This is a genomic window from Kluyvera cryocrescens NBRC 102467, from assembly GCF_001571285.1.
Classification (GTDB): domain Bacteria; phylum Pseudomonadota; class Gammaproteobacteria; order Enterobacterales; family Enterobacteriaceae; genus Kluyvera; species Kluyvera cryocrescens.
Genome location: NZ_BCTM01000007.1, coordinates 134712 through 150061, shown reverse-complemented (window position 1 = coordinate 150061; position 15350 = coordinate 134712). Strand labels below are relative to the sequence as shown.

The window sequence follows — 15350 nt, the reverse complement described above, 5'->3', positions numbered from 1 at the left end:
ACCAACCAGTCCGCTAAAATCGCCACTTTTCCACCACGGGATTGCCAGAAGAGATGTCCTCTAACACCCTCGATCAAGTCGATGCGCAACCGGTTGCGCAGAAGCAAAACAGCGAACTCATTTACCGTCTGGAAGACCGTCCGCCGCTTCCGCAAACGCTTTTCGCCGCGCTCCAGCACCTGCTGGCGATGTTTGTTGCCGTGATCACCCCGGCGCTGCTGATTTGCCAGGCACTGGGTCTGCCAGCCGAAGATACCCAGCACATTATCAGCATGTCGCTGTTCGCCTCCGGCGTGGCATCCATCATTCAAATTAAAGCCTGGGGCCCGGTGGGTTCTGGCCTGCTGTCGATCCAGGGTACCAGCTTCAACTTTGTCGCTCCGCTGATCATGGGCGGCACCGCGTTGAAAACCGGTGGCGCTGACGTGCCAACGATGATGGCCGCACTGTTTGGTACGCTGATGCTGGCAAGCTGCACCGAAATGGTGTTATCCCGTATTCTGCATCTGGCGCGTCGCGTGATCACCCCGCTGGTCTCCGGCGTTGTGGTGATGATTATCGGCCTGTCGCTGATTCAGGTCGGCCTGACGTCTATCGGCGGCGGCTACGCGGCAATGGCCAACAACACCTTCGGCGCGCCAAAAAACCTGCTGCTGGCGGGCATCGTGCTGGCCATCATTATTCTGCTCAACCGCCAGCGTAACCCTTACCTGCGCATTGCCTCGCTGGTGATTGCCATGGCGGCAGGCTACCTGACAGCCTGGGTGCTCGGCATGCTGCCGGAAAACACCGCGCCGACCAACAGCAGCCTGATTATGGTGCCAACTCCGTTGTACTACGGCTTAGGTATCGACTGGAATCTCCTGCTGCCATTAATGCTGGTGTTTATGATTACCTCGCTGGAAACCATCGGCGACATCACCGCAACCTCCGACGTTTCCGAGCAGCCGGTTTCTGGCCCGCTGTACATGAAACGTCTCAAGGGCGGCGTACTGGCAAATGGCCTGAACTCCTGCGTATCGGCGGTATTTAATACCTTCCCGAACTCCTGCTTTGGGCAGAACAACGGTGTTATCCAGTTGACCGGCGTGGCCAGCCGCTACGTTGGTTTTGTGGTGGCGCTGATGCTGATCGTACTGGGCCTGTTCCCAGCGGTGAGTGGTTTTGTGCAGCATATTCCAGAACCGGTACTCGGCGGCGCTACGCTGGTGATGTTTGGCACTATCGCGGCATCCGGCGTGCGCATCGTCTCTCGTGAGCCGCTGAACCGCCGCGCCATCCTGATTATTGCGCTGTCGCTGGCCGTCGGCCTTGGCGTTTCCCAGCAGCCGCAGATCCTCCAGTTCGCCCCGGACTGGCTGAAAAACCTGCTCTCTTCCGGTATTGCTGCCGGTGGGATCACGGCGATTATTCTGAACCTGGTCTTCCCGCCAGAAAAAGAGTAACCCTGATGCGGCAGTGGTCATCGCCACTGCCGCTGACATCGAATAATACGAATCCTGCCTTGAGGATTGCGCATAAATCATGCATAACAGGTTTATGTGCCCTTCTCAGGATGGAAGATCATGAAATTTCTTGGAAAGCTCATTATCTGGCTGCTGATCGCTTTGCTATTGGTGATTGTGGCCTTCTATTTTCTGCTGCAAACGCGCTGGGGCGCCCGTCAAATTAGCCACTGGTTAACCGACAACACCGCCTATCAGGTCACGTTTGATGCGATGGATCATCGCTTCTCTTCACCTTCACATATCCTGCTGAAAAACGTCACCTTTGGCCGCGACGGCAAGCCCGCCACGCTGGTCGCAAAGGACGTCGATATCGGCCTGAGTTCACGCCAGATAACCGACCCGCTGCACGTCGATACGATTTTATTGCAGGACGGCACGCTGAACCTCTCTCCTTCTAACGCGCCGCTGCCGTTTGCCGCCGATCGCCTGCAGCTGAAGAATATGGCGCTCAACAGCCCGGAAACCGGCTGGGAGCTGAGCGCACAGCGTGTTTCCGGCGGCGTGATGCCGTGGGCGCCTGAAGCAGGCAATGTGCTCGGCCAAAAAGCACATATCCAGATGAGTGCCGGCTCGCTGTCGCTGAACGGTATTCCGGCGACCAATGCGCTGATTGAAGGCGATATCAACGGTAGTGAGGTGAACTTAACCACCGTCGGCGCCGACATGGCGCGCGGCTCGCTCACCGGTAATGCACGCCGCAATAGCGACGGCAGTTGGTTAGTGGATAATTTGCGCCTCAACGATATTCGCCTGCAAAGCGATAAGTCGCTGCTCGATTTCCTCGCCCCGCTCACTACCGTGCCGTCGCTGCAAATTGGTCGTCTCGACGTGACCGATGCCAGCCTGCAAGGCCCGGACTGGGCGGTCACCGACCTGGATCTGAATTTGCGCAACCTGACGCTCAGCGATGGCGGATGGCAAAGCACCGACGGTAAGATATCCCTGAACGCCAGCGAGTTTATCTACGGCTCGCTGCATCTGCTCGACCCGATCCTCAACGCCGAGTTTTCCGAGCAGGGCATTGCGCTGCGCCAGTTCACCTCCCGCTGGGAAGGCGGCATGGTTCGCAGCGCCGGCAACTGGTTCCGCGCCGGCAATGCGCTGGTGCTGGACGATATGGTTTTCGCTGGGCTGGAATATACGCTGCCGCAGAACTGGAAGACGCTCTGGATGGAGCCGCTTCCGGCATGGCTGCAAAACGTGACGCTGAAAAAATTTGGCGCTAACCGCAACCTGGTGATCGACATCGATCCCGATTTCCCGTGGCAGATCACCGCGCTGGACGGCTACGGTGCCAATCTCCAGTTGGCGAAAAATGGTCAGTGGGGAATCTGGAGCGGTAGCGCAACGCTGAACGGTGCGGCGGCGACCTTCAACCGCATCGACGTGCGTCGCCCATCGATTGCGCTGAACGCTGATGCCTCGAACGTCAACGTGACGGAGCTGAGCGCCTTTACTGAAAAAGGCATCCTAGAAGCCACCGCGACGATATCGCAACAGCCACAGCGTCACACCAGCGTGACCCTCAATGGGCGCGGCGTACCGCTCAACATCCTGCAACAGTGGGGATGGCCGCCGCTGTCGATTGACGGCGACGGTAATATCCAGCTCACCGCCAGCGGTAGCGTGCAGGCAAATGCCCCGCTCAAACCCACGGTGAATGGACAGTTGCACGCGGTGAATATGAATAAACAGGAAGTGACGCAGCAAATGCAAGGAGGCGTGGTTTCGGAAGTGAAGTAGCGGGTAGAGTTAAGGAAGAACGAGTACGCTTCGCCTCTGCGCGGCCCTCTCCCTTTAGGAGAGGGCGCAAACCATTCAGCGCACGACTTCCGACATCCGCACTAAACTCCCTCCTCCCATAAACCTCACCCGCCAACCGCACAAAACAGTCCCCTCTCCCCCACGGGGAGAGGGTTAGGGTGAGGAGGAGTCTCCGGACTTAAAGCGTCACCACCAGTTCGTTCCCCAGTGCGGTCACCACCACGCCCAATTCGCTACCCGCCTGGGAGCCACCCTGCACGCCAGCGACCTGCTGAATATTGCGCAGGCACAGCGTCCAGCCAGTTGCCTTACCATTACCCTTCACGGTAATGACATTGCCCTGCCGTTTGGCGCTCAGCGTAAAGACGATGGAGCCGTCCAGCGCCGGAACTTCGCACACCGCTTCACGCCCGTCCGCCAGTTGGAATAGCTGGAATTCGGTGCCTTCGTGCCATGCATAGTCAGGCTTCTGGTTGTTGTTACCTAACGCCAGCAGGGTGTTATCGCGGACATAAACCGGCAGGCTCATAAAATCATGCTGCTGTTTATGCCAGCGGCTGCCCTGCACCTCGTCGTTGTGCCACAGGTGCGTCCAGCGGCCTTCCGGCAGGTAGAACTGCACGTCGCCCGCTTCGGTGAACACCGGCGCAACGGCCAGAGAATCGCCCAACATGTACTGGCGGTCGAGATAATCACAGGCCGGATCGTCCGGGAATTCCAGCATCATGGCGCGCAGCATTGGCGTGCCCTGCTCGTTGGCTAACGCCGCCTGGCGGTACAGGTACGGCATCATGCGGCACTTCATTTCGGTAAAGAAACGCACCACGTCGCAGGACTCGCTGTCGTACGCCCATGGCACACGATAGGATTTGCTACCGTGCAGGCGGCTATGGCTGGAGAACAGACCAAACGCGCACCAGCGCTTGTACACATCCGCCGGTGCGGTGTTTTCGAAGCCGCCGATATCGTGGCTCCAGAAGCCAAAGCCAGAGAGACCAATCGACAGGCCGCCGCGCAGGCTTTCCGCCATCGATTCGTAGTTGGCGTAGCAGTCACCGCCCCAGTGCACCGGGAACTGCTGGCCGCCCACCGAGGCCGAGCGAGCGAACAGCACCGCTTCTTTCTCACCAAGCGTTTCTTTCAGCACGTTCCACACCAGTTCGTTGTAGATAAAGGCGTAATGGTTGTGCATTTTCTGCGGGTTGGAGCCATCAAACCACTGTACGTCGGTCGGGATACGCTCGCCGAAGTCCGTTTTGAAACAGTCAACGCCCATCGCCACCAGTTCTTTGAGTTTATCGGCATACCACGCGCAGGCTTCCGGATTGGTGAAGTCATAAATCGCCAGCCCCGGCTGCCATTTATCCCACTGCCACAGAGATCCATCCGGGCGTTTGAGCAGATAGCCTTTCTCTTTCAGCTCTTTGAAAATTGGCGATTTCTGGCCGATGTACGGGTTTATCCAGACGCACACTTTCAGCCCTTTGTCTTTCAGGCGCTGAATCATCCCTTTAGGATCAGGGAAGGTCACCGGATCCCATTCGAAATCGCACCACTGGAAGGCTTTCATCCAGAAACAGTCGAAGTGGAACACGTGCAGCGGCAGATCGCGCTCGGCCATGCCGTCGATAAAGCTGTTCACCGTCGCTTCGTCGTAATTGGTGGTGAACGAGGTGGTCAGCCACAGGCCGAATGACCAGGCCGGCGGCAGCGCCGGACGCCCGGTGAACTGGGTGTAGCGGTTCAACACCTCTTTCGGGGTGGGGCCGTCGATGACGAAGTATTCCAGATGCTCACCTTCCACGCTGAACTGCACCTTGGACACCTTCTCAGAGCCAATCTCAAAGGAGACGTTTTCCGGGTGATTCACCAGCACGCCATAGCCGCGGTTGGTCAGGTAGAACGGGATATTTTTGTAGGATTGTTCGGTGCTGGTGCCGCCGTCTTTATTCCAGGTCTCAACGTTCTGACCGTTGCGCACCAGCGCGGTAAAGCGCTCTCCGAGGCCGTAGACGGTTTCGCCAACGCCCAGATCCAGGCGTTCGAACATGTAGTTGCGATTATCGTTGGTGTCCTGCACGTAGCCGTTGTTTTTCAGTTGGCTACCGGTGATACGCACGCCGCTACGCAGGAAATCTAATGCCCAGAATTCACCTTTGGTGACACGCACGCTGAGGTTGCCGCTTTTCAGTTCGGCAAATTCAGCGGTGTTTTGCATCTCCACATGCACATCTTTCAGCACGTTCAGCGGATAGTTCGGGCCGGTCTCCAGCGCGCCCTGGAAGTGCTCGATACGCACCCCGATAACCCCTTCCTGTGGCGAGAACAAGCGCAGGGTAAACAGTGGCGTATCCAGTTGCCAGGTGCGTTCGCGAACATCTCGTTGCGCCACGTACACCACCATCTCATTGCCATGCTGTTCAACGTCAAACACCTGAACAGGTTGAATTAAATTCAGGCCCGGTTGGATCAGCCAGTTTCCATCACTGATTTTCATAGCTCGTCCTCTTAATTCTCTAAAGATTGCTTCATGGATACGTTTTCAAAGTCCTGCTGATTGCGGTGCGCACCCTGCGCCAGTTCGGCCATCATCTTGACCAGGAACGGCGTTTTCAGGGTATAGAAGCGCTTCGCCACCACGGCGCTCAGCAGGTAGCAAATGGCCGGTACAATAGTAAACAGGGCAATAATGATGCTGATGGTGGCTGGGTTTTGCGTGGTGGCCGCGGCATTGTAGCCGCCGCCTGCCAGCATCCAGCCAATCATTGCGCCGCCCAGCGCCAGGCCCAGCTTCAGCACGAACAGCGTGCCCGCAAAGCTAATGCCGGTGAGGCGTTTGCCGTTACACCATTCGCCGTAGTCGACGGTGTCGGACATCATCACCCACTGGATCGGCGTCACCAGTTGGTGCAGCACGCCAATCACGAAGATGAAGGCGAACATCAGCACGCTGGCGTTCATCGGTACAAAGAACATCGCCAGGCTCAGCACCGCCAGGATGGCGTTGGTCCACCAGAAAACGCTCACTTTGCACTTCCAGTCAGTCAGCGGTTTAGCCAGCGCCGAACCTATCAGGTTGCCGACGCAGTAGGTGGTGAGGAAGGCGGTAAACAGCGCCGGAGAACCCAGAATCCAGGTGACGTAATACATCATCGCACCGCCGCGTACGCAGACCGCCATAATGTTGAGGATGGTCAGCAGGCCGACGATACGCCATTGGTCGTTTTGCCAGATGTCGCGCAGGTCTTCACGCATTGAATTGTTGGTAGGCGGTGCTTCTACGCGCTCTTTGGTAGTAAAGAAGCAGAAGGCCAGCATCAAAAAGGCAATCACCGACAGCACCGCAATACCGCCCTGGAAGCCCAGCGCTTTGTTCTCGCCGCCAATCAGATTCACCAGCGGCATCATCAGCACGGTAGAGAGCATGCCGCCGGCGGTTGCCAGCACGAAGCGCCAGGATTGCAGCGAGATGCGCTGCGTTGGATCGTTGGTGATCACGCCACCCAACGCGCAGTACGGGATATTCACTACGGTATAGAGCAGAGTCAGCAGCGTGTAGGTCACGGCGGCATAAATTAATTTGCCGTTATAGCTGAGATCCGGCGTGCTATAGGCCAGCACGCAGACGAGGCCGAACGGCAGCGCACCAAACAGCACCCACGGGCGGAACTTGCCCCAGCGGCTGCGCGTGCGGTCGGCCAGCAGCCCCATGCACGGGTCGGAAATGGCGTCCAGCGCGCGCGCCAGCAGGAACATGGTGCCAACGTAACCTGCGGGTATACCGAAGATATCGGTATAGAAGAACATCATGTACAGCATGACGTTATCGAAAATGATATGGCTGGCGGCATCGCCCATGCCGTAGCCAATTTTCTCTTTGACAGACAATACTTCACTCTTCATCTTTCAAACCCCTCAACGCCGAGCCCACGCCGGAACCGGTTACCGTTTTGTAAACCATCCGCGCCATAAGATGAATTGCGATATCTCGTTATCAAATTACGTTTCTTAATTTCTGTGATCTGGGATAGCGGATAGAGTATGTCGAAGTGTAAATTACGGAATTTATTGAGGTTTCTATCAATACCGTCTGCCAAAGAGAAAAAAGATGCTGAAAACGGTAAGTAAAGATGTGGTAACTGATTGAAAGTAGCTATAATGCGCCCCGCCTCCATGTAGCAGTCGAGGCGCGGAAGATCGTCGTCTCCGGTGAGACGATTGGTTCTTAATTCCAGTGGTAGCCGCCAATGGCTCCCGGCAGGTTCGACTCCTGCGATCTCCGCCAAAATTCGCTACGCTTCCAGCCCTCTTCTCCCCTGTTCGTTTGCCGTTTCATCGCTAAATTTTCCCTGACCAACGCTAATTGCCCATCCTGCTGCAGTTAAAACGCATCGCCACTGTCCCGCTTCGTTTACGCCGTACACCAGCGCGGCCAGCGGCTGAAAAAGCATCGTCTGAGATTGGCAGATAGGGTTAAAAACTGGGCGATTTGGCGGAGATTTTCGTTAATCATCGGGGTCATGACGCGATAATGAGCACGTGTGACGAACGCCATTCAGTAACGTAAAAAGGTAACCTCTGGAAAAGGAAGGGTTTTATCTACTCACCCGCCGCGTAATGCCATTCAGGCAAGAAATAATATGCCGAGGGGGATGTGGTAAATGGTTGAAAGTAGATATAATGCGCCCCGCCTCCATGTAGCAATCGAGGCGCGGAAGATCGTCGTCTCCGGTGAGGCGGCTGGACTTCAAATCCAGTTGGGGCCGCCAGCGGTCCTGGGCAGGTTCGACTCCTGTGATCTTCCGCCAAAATCGCTTCGACCCTGCTAAATATTCCGTTCTAATCCTCTGATTAATCTTGTTATTTCATTCAGAATTACGGCTATTTGCCTGCTTACGCCCGCATTTGTGAACACAATTTCGCGAATGGCGCGATCGGCCAGATAAGCGTCCACCTGCGCAGCCGATGCAACTGTGACTGTACACAAATCAGCACAGGAACATTCCGATAATCACCCCAATCATTGAAGCTATGCTAAAGTACTCAGTGTTTATAAATTAATTATCCCGCTATTTTATTTCAGATATTCCATTCAATCCTCTCCTGACTATTCCAATTCAAATAATCACTTAGCTTTTAAATATATTATATATTTCCGTCTTTTTAATTCCTCATACAATAAGGTGACCTGTGATCTATTTTTAATAAAATAGTCTTAAGGCAAATTGGCAGAATTTAACTACCTAACCTACAGTTATATCAGGGACTCTATCTTCATACGTTATTGTTTTACTAGGGAAAAATAATACCTGTGTAGAGGTCAATACTATGAACACGCCTATTAGGTTCATTTTATTCTGTCTGGCATCCGCGTTTATTTCGACAGCGCATGCCGATACTGCCACCAGTACTTTTCAGGTGCAGATTACAATAACCAAATCCTGCAGCGTGACCTCCGGGACGCCAATTAACTTTGGTAACGTCGCAGCCAGTTCACCGAGCGTCACCGCGAACACCTCTATTTCCGTTAATTGTTCGCGACTTACGCCTTATACCGTCGGCCTCGCACCATCGAATAGTAATACGCTTGGTGCCGGGGTGATGTCAGGTGCCATCGGCGGCAACACCGATAAGGTGCCATATCAGTTAGCGAAAGACTCGGCTGGCGCCGTCTGGGGCAGCATTACCAGCGGGGGGACCAGCAACGTGGTTTCAGGTTCGGGGACCGGTGCGGCTCAGCCGCTGACGGTTTACGCGATTGTCGCTAACGCCAACTTTGCGCCGGATGTCTATACCGACACAGTCACCGTCACTGTCACCTATTAATGCATTCAGGGAAGGTATATGAACGGGAAAAAAAGTGCGCTTATTGGTCTGCTTTTTAGTGGCTATGCCGCTGCCAGTGGATTGCAGGTCACCCCGGTGACCCTGACCTTAGAACAAACCCAGCGTGCGGAAGGCATCTGGCTCAGCAACTCGGGCGATAACCCAATCAACGCGCAGGTGCGCGTTTTTCGCTGGAGTCAAAGCAGCTACAAAGACCAGTTGGCCGCCTCGCAGGGGCTGGTGATCAGCCCGCCGATGCTGACGATACCGCCCGGCGGTAAGCAGCTTATTCGCGTGATCCGCACCGGGTCTCCGGCGAAAGTGGAAGATGCCTATCGCCTATCGATTAACGAACTCCCGCAAACAGCCGCGAAAAAAAATAACCTGCAGTTTGTCCTGCATTATTCCGTCCCCGTCTTTATCCAGCCGCCGGGCGTCACCGACACCTATGCCAAATTGCAGTGGCAAATTCAGCACAGCGATGGCCGCGCCTGGCTCGAGGTGAGTAATCAGGGAGATGGCCATGCCCAACTTTCTGAAGTCAATATCATCACGGCATCAGGCAGCCGGAGAAATATTACCCCCGGGTTATTAGGCTACGTGTTGCCGGGTGCAACGATGCGCTGGCCGCTCCCGGCGAGCACGGGTCAGGGAGAAAAGTTAGAAGCTATGGTCAATGGCAAAAAAACGGTACAAACGCTATAGCGTGCAAATCCGTGTATTAATTTTGATGTTTTTCAACGTGTTATTTATAGCAAGGAGCACGTCTGCGGAAATGAAAGAGACAACTTCCCCGCAGGATGAGGTCATTGCCGATAGTAAACCGCTGACGGGCACCGAACTCTATCTTGATGTCACCCTGAACCAGAACCCCATCGGGCTGGCGCGATTTGGCTATGAGAACAACAAACTCTACGCCAGCGCCGAGAGCCTGCGCAGAATCGGTATCCGGGTCCCCGTACAGACGCCGGACCCGGTGTGTCTGAACGATATCCCGCAGCTTGAGATTAAATATGACGCCAGCTTACAAAGCCTGGCGCTCACGGCACCGCTCTCCGCGCTGGATATGGCGACCACGCAGCTTAACCAGCAGAATATCGTCAGCCCGGAAGCCACCAGCTCACGCGGGCTGGTGCTGAATTACGATCTCTACGCCTCGCAGGAAGAAGATTCGCGCAACAGCGCCAGCGCCTATTCCGAGCTACGGGCGTTCAGTTCGCTGGGCGTACTGAGTTCGACACAAATTGCGCGCTACATCGGCGAAAATGACGGCTACGGCCTCAATAATGGCCTGACTCGGCTAGATACCAGCTGGCGTTCCTCGTTCCCCGACCAAGTGCTGGCCGTCAACGTCGGCGACACGCTGACCAGCTCGCTAAACTGGTCGCGTCCAACCCGTATTGCCGGTCTGCAAATCGGCACCGACTACAACCTCCAGCCGTACACGCCCACCACGCCCCTGCCCTCATTCTTCGGCTCGGCCACCCTGCCCTCCAGCGTTGAGCTGTATATGAACGGGGTGAAGTATTACAACGGTGATGTTCCGGCGGGCAACTTTGAAATTAATACTCTGCCCACCATCAACGGGGCGGGTAACGCTCAGGTGACGATGACCGATGCGCTGGGCAAAACCACGGTGCAGAGTTTTTCCTTCTATAACGACCAATCGCTGTTGCGCAGCGGGCTGACCGAGTGGTCGGCTGAAGTGGGCGTGGTGCGCAATAATTACGGCTATGAATCCTTCGACTATGCCAGTACCCCGGCCTTTAGCGGCACGTGGCGACGCGGCTTTAGCAATAGCTTTACCGCGGGCGCGCACGGCGAAGCCACCGAGAGTCTGGTCAATCTGGGATTCAGCAGCGATTGGATCCCCGGCGGCACCAGCGGCACGATTTCTACCGCGCTGGCGGCCAGCGCCGACGCAGGGAAAAACGGTTTTCTCTACAGCATCGGCTATCGCTGGAACAGCAACCGCTTTAGCTTCAGCACCACTACCATCGCCACGGTAAACGACTACCACGACGTCGCCACCCGCTACGGTCAGGCGCCGCCCTCGCTGAATCAAAGCACCGTCATCGGCTACAGCACCGAAGCGCTCGGCAACTTTAGCCTAGGCTATCTGCAGTTCCGCAATCCGGGCGACTCCACCCAGCGCTATACCAACGCCAACTGGTATAAATCGTTGACGGAAAGGGTCTATCTCAACGCCGGGCTGAACCAGAACATTGATGACAGCCGCGATCGCAGTATGTATCTGATGCTGAGCATTTCGATGGATAACAATATCAGCGCCAGCAGCACCGTGCAGCGCAGCAATGATGAGATGATCTATACGCTGAACGCCAGCAAATCGCAGCCGTCAGATGGCGGCTGGGGCTGGAATATGGCGCTGAGCCGTCAGGATTCTCAGCAGAATGGTCAGGGAGAACTGGGGTATCTGGGACGCTATGGCAAGGTCTATGGTGGCTACAGCCGTCAGCAAAATAATCAATCGGCATATGCGGGCGCTGACGGTTCGCTGGTGATGATGGGCGGCAGCGTGTTTGCCGCGCAGACCATCAACAACGGCTTCGCCGTGGTCTCCACCGACGGTATTCCCGACGTGCCAATTATCCTGCAAAACAACCCGATCGGCACCAGCGACGGCAAGGGCATGCTGCTGGTCACCAATCTCAACAGCTATCAAAACAATGAGATCAGCATTAATCCGTTGGATCTTCCCGCCAACATGCGGATCGATCCGGTTAACGCGGTGGCGATCCCCGCAGACCGATCCGGCACGCTGGTTAATTTTACCGTCAAGCCGGTGCGTTCAGCGCTGATCATCCTGAAAAACGTTCACGGCGATGTGATTCCTGAAGGCTCCAGCGCCGTGCTCAATGGTTCGCACGGCGCACCCGCCATGGTCGGCTTTGACGGCATGGTGTATTTCGACACTCTGGACGATCACAACTCACTGCGGGTCTCCACCAGCGCTGGCGCGTGTTCTGTTCAGTTCGACTACCCGAAAGCCGCGCGCGATATCCCGCAAATTGGGCCATTAACCTGCCAATAAGGAGCAAGCATTATGTGGCTAAGAGTCCTGATTTTACTGGCAGGGATCTGCTTTTTCCCGATGAAAAGCTACGCCGTGAACTGTACGATCAGCGCCGTCCCAAATGTTGCTTTCGCTACGGTCAATCCTTTTTCGCCCTCCGATGTCACCACCTCTGTCACCTTTAACTACACCTGCACGAAAGTGCTGGGCGACCTGCTAGGCGGATACACTTTGTGTTTCAACCTTGGTGCACCGGGAGGCAACACGATTGCCACCCGCAAGATGACCACTACTGGCGGGTCGCTGAATTACCAGCTCTATTACAAGAACACTAGTGGTACAAACGTCGTTTGGGGTAACCAGGGCGCGGGCAATGGTACTTTCCCAATGGTGAATATCAACCTACTGGATATCACATCCGTCAGCGGCAGTTTGACCCTTGTCGGTATCCTTACCGGTGGACAAGCCACTGCGCCACCCGGAAGCTATACCGACAGCTACGCAGCTGCAACAGCCTATGTCACGATCAACAGCGCCGCGCTTGCCCCTCCGAATAGTTGTAGCAACACTCAGCTGCAAACGCTGAGTTTTACCGTGATGGCGACCATCAACAAACAATGCAACGTCAACGCCACCAACAACGTCACGCTCGGGTCGGTACCCCACACCCGTACCAACATCACGGGCAACAACTTCTTTACGATGACCTGTACCAACACAACCCCTTACACCGTGGGTCTCTCACCATCAAATAGCAATACCGCCGGCAGCGGAGTCATGAAAAGTAAGAGCAATTCGGCCACCAATACCGACCTTGTTCCCTATCAGCTCAACTCCACAGCCGGAGTTGGTGGCACACCGTGGGGAAGTCTAACCGCCAATAGCGTCGCAGGTACGGGTACCGGACTTGCGGTTAACCGTACGGTATACGTCGTGGCGCCGAGCGCCAATTACCGCCCGGATGACTACACCGATACCGTCACCATCAACGTGACCTACTAAAGAAAATCTTTACCGGTAACGTATACTGACAGCCATCATCACCCGTTAAGGACTCAGAATGCGTTCGTTAAACCGGTTGAAATGGCTTCACGCCTTTGAAGCCACCGCCCGCCACGGTAGTTTTACCGGTGCGGCGCAGGAATTGGGCGTCACGCCCGCCGCCGTCGGCCAGTTGGTACGAGCGCTGGAAGATTGGGTCGGGCACCCGCTGCTGCACCGCGCACGCTCCGGAAAAGAGCGCCTGACGCTGGTCAGCGAGGCGCAGGACGCCCTGCAGGATATTACCCAAGGGCTGGATAAGCTGGAGCTGGGGCTGAATAAACTGCGCGGCCGACGGGCGCGTTCGGTGGTGGTGGTGACCGCCTCGCAGGTGCTGATGATGAACTGGCTGATGGCGCGGCTAAACCGCTTTTCAGAAGCGTATGAAGCCATCGACCTGCGTCTTAACGTCACGGAAAAACTGATGGATGTCGCCCACGGCGAAGCGGACATTGGCGTGCGCTGCGGCAAAGGCGATTGGCCGGGGGTGGATAAAACCTGGCTGATGGATGAAGAAGCGGTGCTGGTCTGTAGCCCACGGCTGGTGCCGCCAGAAAAAATTGGCTGTGCCGAGTGGCTCTGCCAGCAAAAGCTTATTCACGACGACACCCCGCATCCAGGCGCCAATTTCCCAGATTGGGAGTCCGTATTAAACGCGCTCGGCGCACCGGTGGCCAAAGAGAGCGGGCTGCACATCAACTCCACTTCAGCGGTGATCCTCGCAGCCCTCAGCGGGCGCGGCGTCGCCATCGTGCGCCACGCGCTGGTCAACGCGTTGATTGAGACCGGCCAGCTTATCCAGCTTCATCCTCTCCACCGCTGGCCGCTGAGCTGGTCGTATTATCTCGTCACGCCGCAGAACACGGTGATGCGTCCGGAAGTGCGAACCTTCCACGACTGGTTTATCGCCGACGTGCTGGCGGAAAGCACCGCGACGTAGAAAAACTATTCTGCAAAGCGAGAGTAACCGATTGATTGGCGGCGCGAGCGCTGGATACCGACGATAATCTGCCGGAGTGGCAGGGGCGTTGCCCCTCCCCTGAGAGGAGAGGGGTCAGCCCTTAGCGCGCTGCCGGGTAATCGACATACCCCGCTTTCCCGCCGCCAAAGAACTGCTCTTTCACCGGCGCATTCAGCGGCAGATCGTGTTCCAGGCGATACGGCAGATCCGGGTTGGCGATAAACGGACGACCAAAACCAATCAAATCCGCCCAGCCTTTCGCCAACGCCTCTTCCGCGCGGGCTTTGGTGTATTTCCCGGAATAAATCAGCGTGCCGTGGAAGATAATCCGCAGCGCTTCTTTAAACGCCGCCGGCATGACCGGTGCGTCTTCCCAGTCGGCTTCGGCGATATGGATATAGGCAATGCCCATCTCACTCAGCACGCTGGCGGCTGCCAGATAAGTGGCCTCCGGCGTATCGTCACGAGAGCCCATCAGGGTGGTCAGCGGCGCCAGGCGAATGCCCACGCGCTCTTTACCAATCGCGGCTGAAACCGCCGCGACCACCTCACGCATAAAGCGCAGACGATTGTGCAGCGAACCGCCGTATTCGTCGTCGCGCAGATTCGCCTGAGAGTCAATAAACTGGTTAATCAGGTAACCGTTGGCGCCGTGCAGCTCAATACCGTCAAAACCCGCAGCGATAGCGTTACGCGCCGCCTGAGCATAGTCGTTGACGATAGCTGGAATTTCATCCGTCCGCAGCGCACGCGGCATATCGTGCTGCATCATCTCGCCGACGCCGTTTTCCGGACCGCGGCCCTCGACGTCCACAAACACCTTCACGCCCTCCGCCTGAATCGCGGAAGAGGAAACCGGTGTCCCGCCGTTAGGCTGGAGCACGTGGTGCGAAACGCGCCCTACGTGCCACAGCTGAGCAAAAATTTTGCCCCCGGCCTGATGCACGGCATCGGTGACTTTCTTCCAGCCCGCCACCTGGGCGTCGGAGTACATGCCCGGGGTCCAGGCGTAGCCCTGTCCCTGCTGGCTGATTTGGGTACCTTCGCTGATGATAAGCCCTGCGCTGGCGCGCTGTGCGTAGTATTCGGCCATCATATCGGTGGCCACATCGCCGGAACCTGCGCGAGAGCGCGTCATCGGCGGCATCACTATGCGGTTAGTCAGCGACAGCGCATTCAGATCATATTTATCGAATAACATACTGTTTTCCCT

11 protein-coding genes and 2 tRNA genes are annotated in these 15350 nt (G+C 56.3%); 9 read left to right on the top strand and 4 right to left on the bottom strand.

Annotated features, from left to right (window positions below; translation table 11 throughout):
• The first annotated feature begins 53 nt into the window (after window positions 1-53).
• Window positions 54-1445, top strand: a complete 1392-nt coding sequence (locus KCR01S_RS05565) for a nucleobase:cation symporter-2 family protein (protein ID WP_061280759.1) — start codon at window positions 54-56, stop codon at window positions 1443-1445.
• A 120-nt stretch (window positions 1446-1565) separates the two neighbouring features.
• Window positions 1566-3251, top strand: a complete 1686-nt coding sequence (locus KCR01S_RS05560) for an AsmA family protein (protein WP_061280756.1) — start codon at window positions 1566-1568, stop codon at window positions 3249-3251.
• A gap of 199 nt (window positions 3252-3450) precedes the next feature.
• Here the strand turns inward: KCR01S_RS05560 and yicI are convergent, their stop codons facing one another.
• Window positions 3451-5769, bottom strand: coding sequence for an alpha-xylosidase (yicI, locus tag KCR01S_RS05555; protein WP_061280753.1), 2319 nt, complete (start codon window positions 5767-5769; stop codon window positions 3451-3453).
• Window positions 5770-5780: 11 nt separating this feature from the next.
• Window positions 5781-7175, bottom strand: coding sequence for a glycoside-pentoside-hexuronide family transporter (locus tag KCR01S_RS05550; RefSeq protein ID WP_061280751.1), 1395 nt, complete (start codon window positions 7173-7175; stop codon window positions 5781-5783).
• A gap of 288 nt (window positions 7176-7463) precedes the next feature.
• On the opposite strand from KCR01S_RS05550, the gene KCR01S_RS25085 reads away from it, so the two are divergent.
• A tRNA-OTHER gene (locus tag KCR01S_RS25085) sits at window positions 7464-7557 on the top strand.
• A gap of 7 nt (window positions 7558-7564) precedes the next feature.
• Here the strand turns inward: KCR01S_RS25085 and KCR01S_RS25080 are convergent.
• Window positions 7565-7723 carry a hypothetical protein gene (locus KCR01S_RS25080; RefSeq protein ID WP_156478746.1) on the bottom strand — a complete coding sequence of 53 codons (159 nt, stop codon included), beginning with the start codon at window positions 7721-7723 and terminating at the stop codon, window positions 7565-7567.
• Window positions 7724-7985: 262 nt separating this feature from the next.
• Here KCR01S_RS25080 and KCR01S_RS25075 point away from each other — a divergent pair.
• From KCR01S_RS25075 to KCR01S_RS05520, 6 genes are all read left to right on the top strand, one after another.
• A tRNA-Sec gene (locus KCR01S_RS25075) sits at window positions 7986-8080 on the top strand.
• Window positions 8081-8600: 520 nt separating this feature from the next.
• Window positions 8601-9098: a Csu type fimbrial protein gene (locus KCR01S_RS05540; protein ID WP_061280746.1), complete on the top strand. Its 498-nt coding sequence runs from the start codon at window positions 8601-8603 to the stop codon at window positions 9096-9098.
• An 18-nt stretch (window positions 9099-9116) separates the two neighbouring features.
• Entirely contained in the window at window positions 9117-9803 is a 687-nt protein-coding gene (locus KCR01S_RS05535; RefSeq protein ID WP_061280743.1) for a fimbrial biogenesis chaperone, read from the top strand.
• A gap of 70 nt (window positions 9804-9873) precedes the next feature.
• A complete protein-coding gene (locus KCR01S_RS05530) occupies window positions 9874-12153 on the top strand; it encodes a fimbria/pilus outer membrane usher protein (RefSeq protein WP_061280740.1) in 2280 nt (759 codons plus the stop codon).
• A gap of 12 nt (window positions 12154-12165) precedes the next feature.
• Window positions 12166-13137, top strand: coding sequence for a Csu type fimbrial protein (locus KCR01S_RS05525; protein ID WP_072277100.1), 972 nt, complete (start codon window positions 12166-12168; stop codon window positions 13135-13137).
• Window positions 13138-13195: 58 nt separating this feature from the next.
• Window positions 13196-14116 carry a LysR substrate-binding domain-containing protein gene (locus tag KCR01S_RS05520; protein ID WP_061280736.1) on the top strand — a complete coding sequence of 307 codons (921 nt, stop codon included), beginning with the start codon at window positions 13196-13198 and terminating at the stop codon, window positions 14114-14116.
• A 121-nt stretch (window positions 14117-14237) separates the two neighbouring features.
• Here KCR01S_RS05520 and KCR01S_RS05515 read toward each other — a convergent pair whose 3' ends face one another.
• Window positions 14238-15338, bottom strand: coding sequence for an alkene reductase (locus KCR01S_RS05515; RefSeq protein WP_061280733.1), 1101 nt, complete (start codon window positions 15336-15338; stop codon window positions 14238-14240).
• Window positions 15339-15350 lie beyond the last annotated feature (12 nt).

What these genes read in the sequence shown, in the direction of transcription:
- KCR01S_RS05565 (WP_061280759.1), top strand. Translation starts at nt 54, where the DNA reads ATGTCCTCTAACACCCTCGATCAAGTCGATGCGCAACCGGTTGCGCAG.
- KCR01S_RS05560 (WP_061280756.1), top strand. Translation starts at nt 1,566, where the DNA reads ATGAAATTTCTTGGAAAGCTCATTATCTGGCTGCTGATCGCTTTGCTA.
- yicI (WP_061280753.1), bottom strand. Translation starts at nt 5,769, where the DNA reads ATGAAAATCAGTGATGGAAACTGGCTGATCCAACCGGGCCTGAATTTA.
- KCR01S_RS05550 (WP_061280751.1), bottom strand. Translation starts at nt 7,175, where the DNA reads ATGAAGAGTGAAGTATTGTCTGTCAAAGAGAAAATTGGCTACGGCATG.
- KCR01S_RS25080 (WP_156478746.1), bottom strand. Translation starts at nt 7,723, where the DNA reads ATGCTTTTTCAGCCGCTGGCCGCGCTGGTGTACGGCGTAAACGAAGCG.
- KCR01S_RS05540 (WP_061280746.1), top strand. Translation starts at nt 8,601, where the DNA reads ATGAACACGCCTATTAGGTTCATTTTATTCTGTCTGGCATCCGCGTTT.
- KCR01S_RS05535 (WP_061280743.1), top strand. Translation starts at nt 9,117, where the DNA reads ATGAACGGGAAAAAAAGTGCGCTTATTGGTCTGCTTTTTAGTGGCTAT.
- KCR01S_RS05530 (WP_061280740.1), top strand. Translation starts at nt 9,874, where the DNA reads ATGAAAGAGACAACTTCCCCGCAGGATGAGGTCATTGCCGATAGTAAA.
- KCR01S_RS05525 (WP_072277100.1), top strand. Translation starts at nt 12,166, where the DNA reads ATGTGGCTAAGAGTCCTGATTTTACTGGCAGGGATCTGCTTTTTCCCG.
- KCR01S_RS05520 (WP_061280736.1), top strand. Translation starts at nt 13,196, where the DNA reads ATGCGTTCGTTAAACCGGTTGAAATGGCTTCACGCCTTTGAAGCCACC.
- KCR01S_RS05515 (WP_061280733.1), bottom strand. Translation starts at nt 15,338, where the DNA reads ATGTTATTCGATAAATATGATCTGAATGCGCTGTCGCTGACTAACCGC.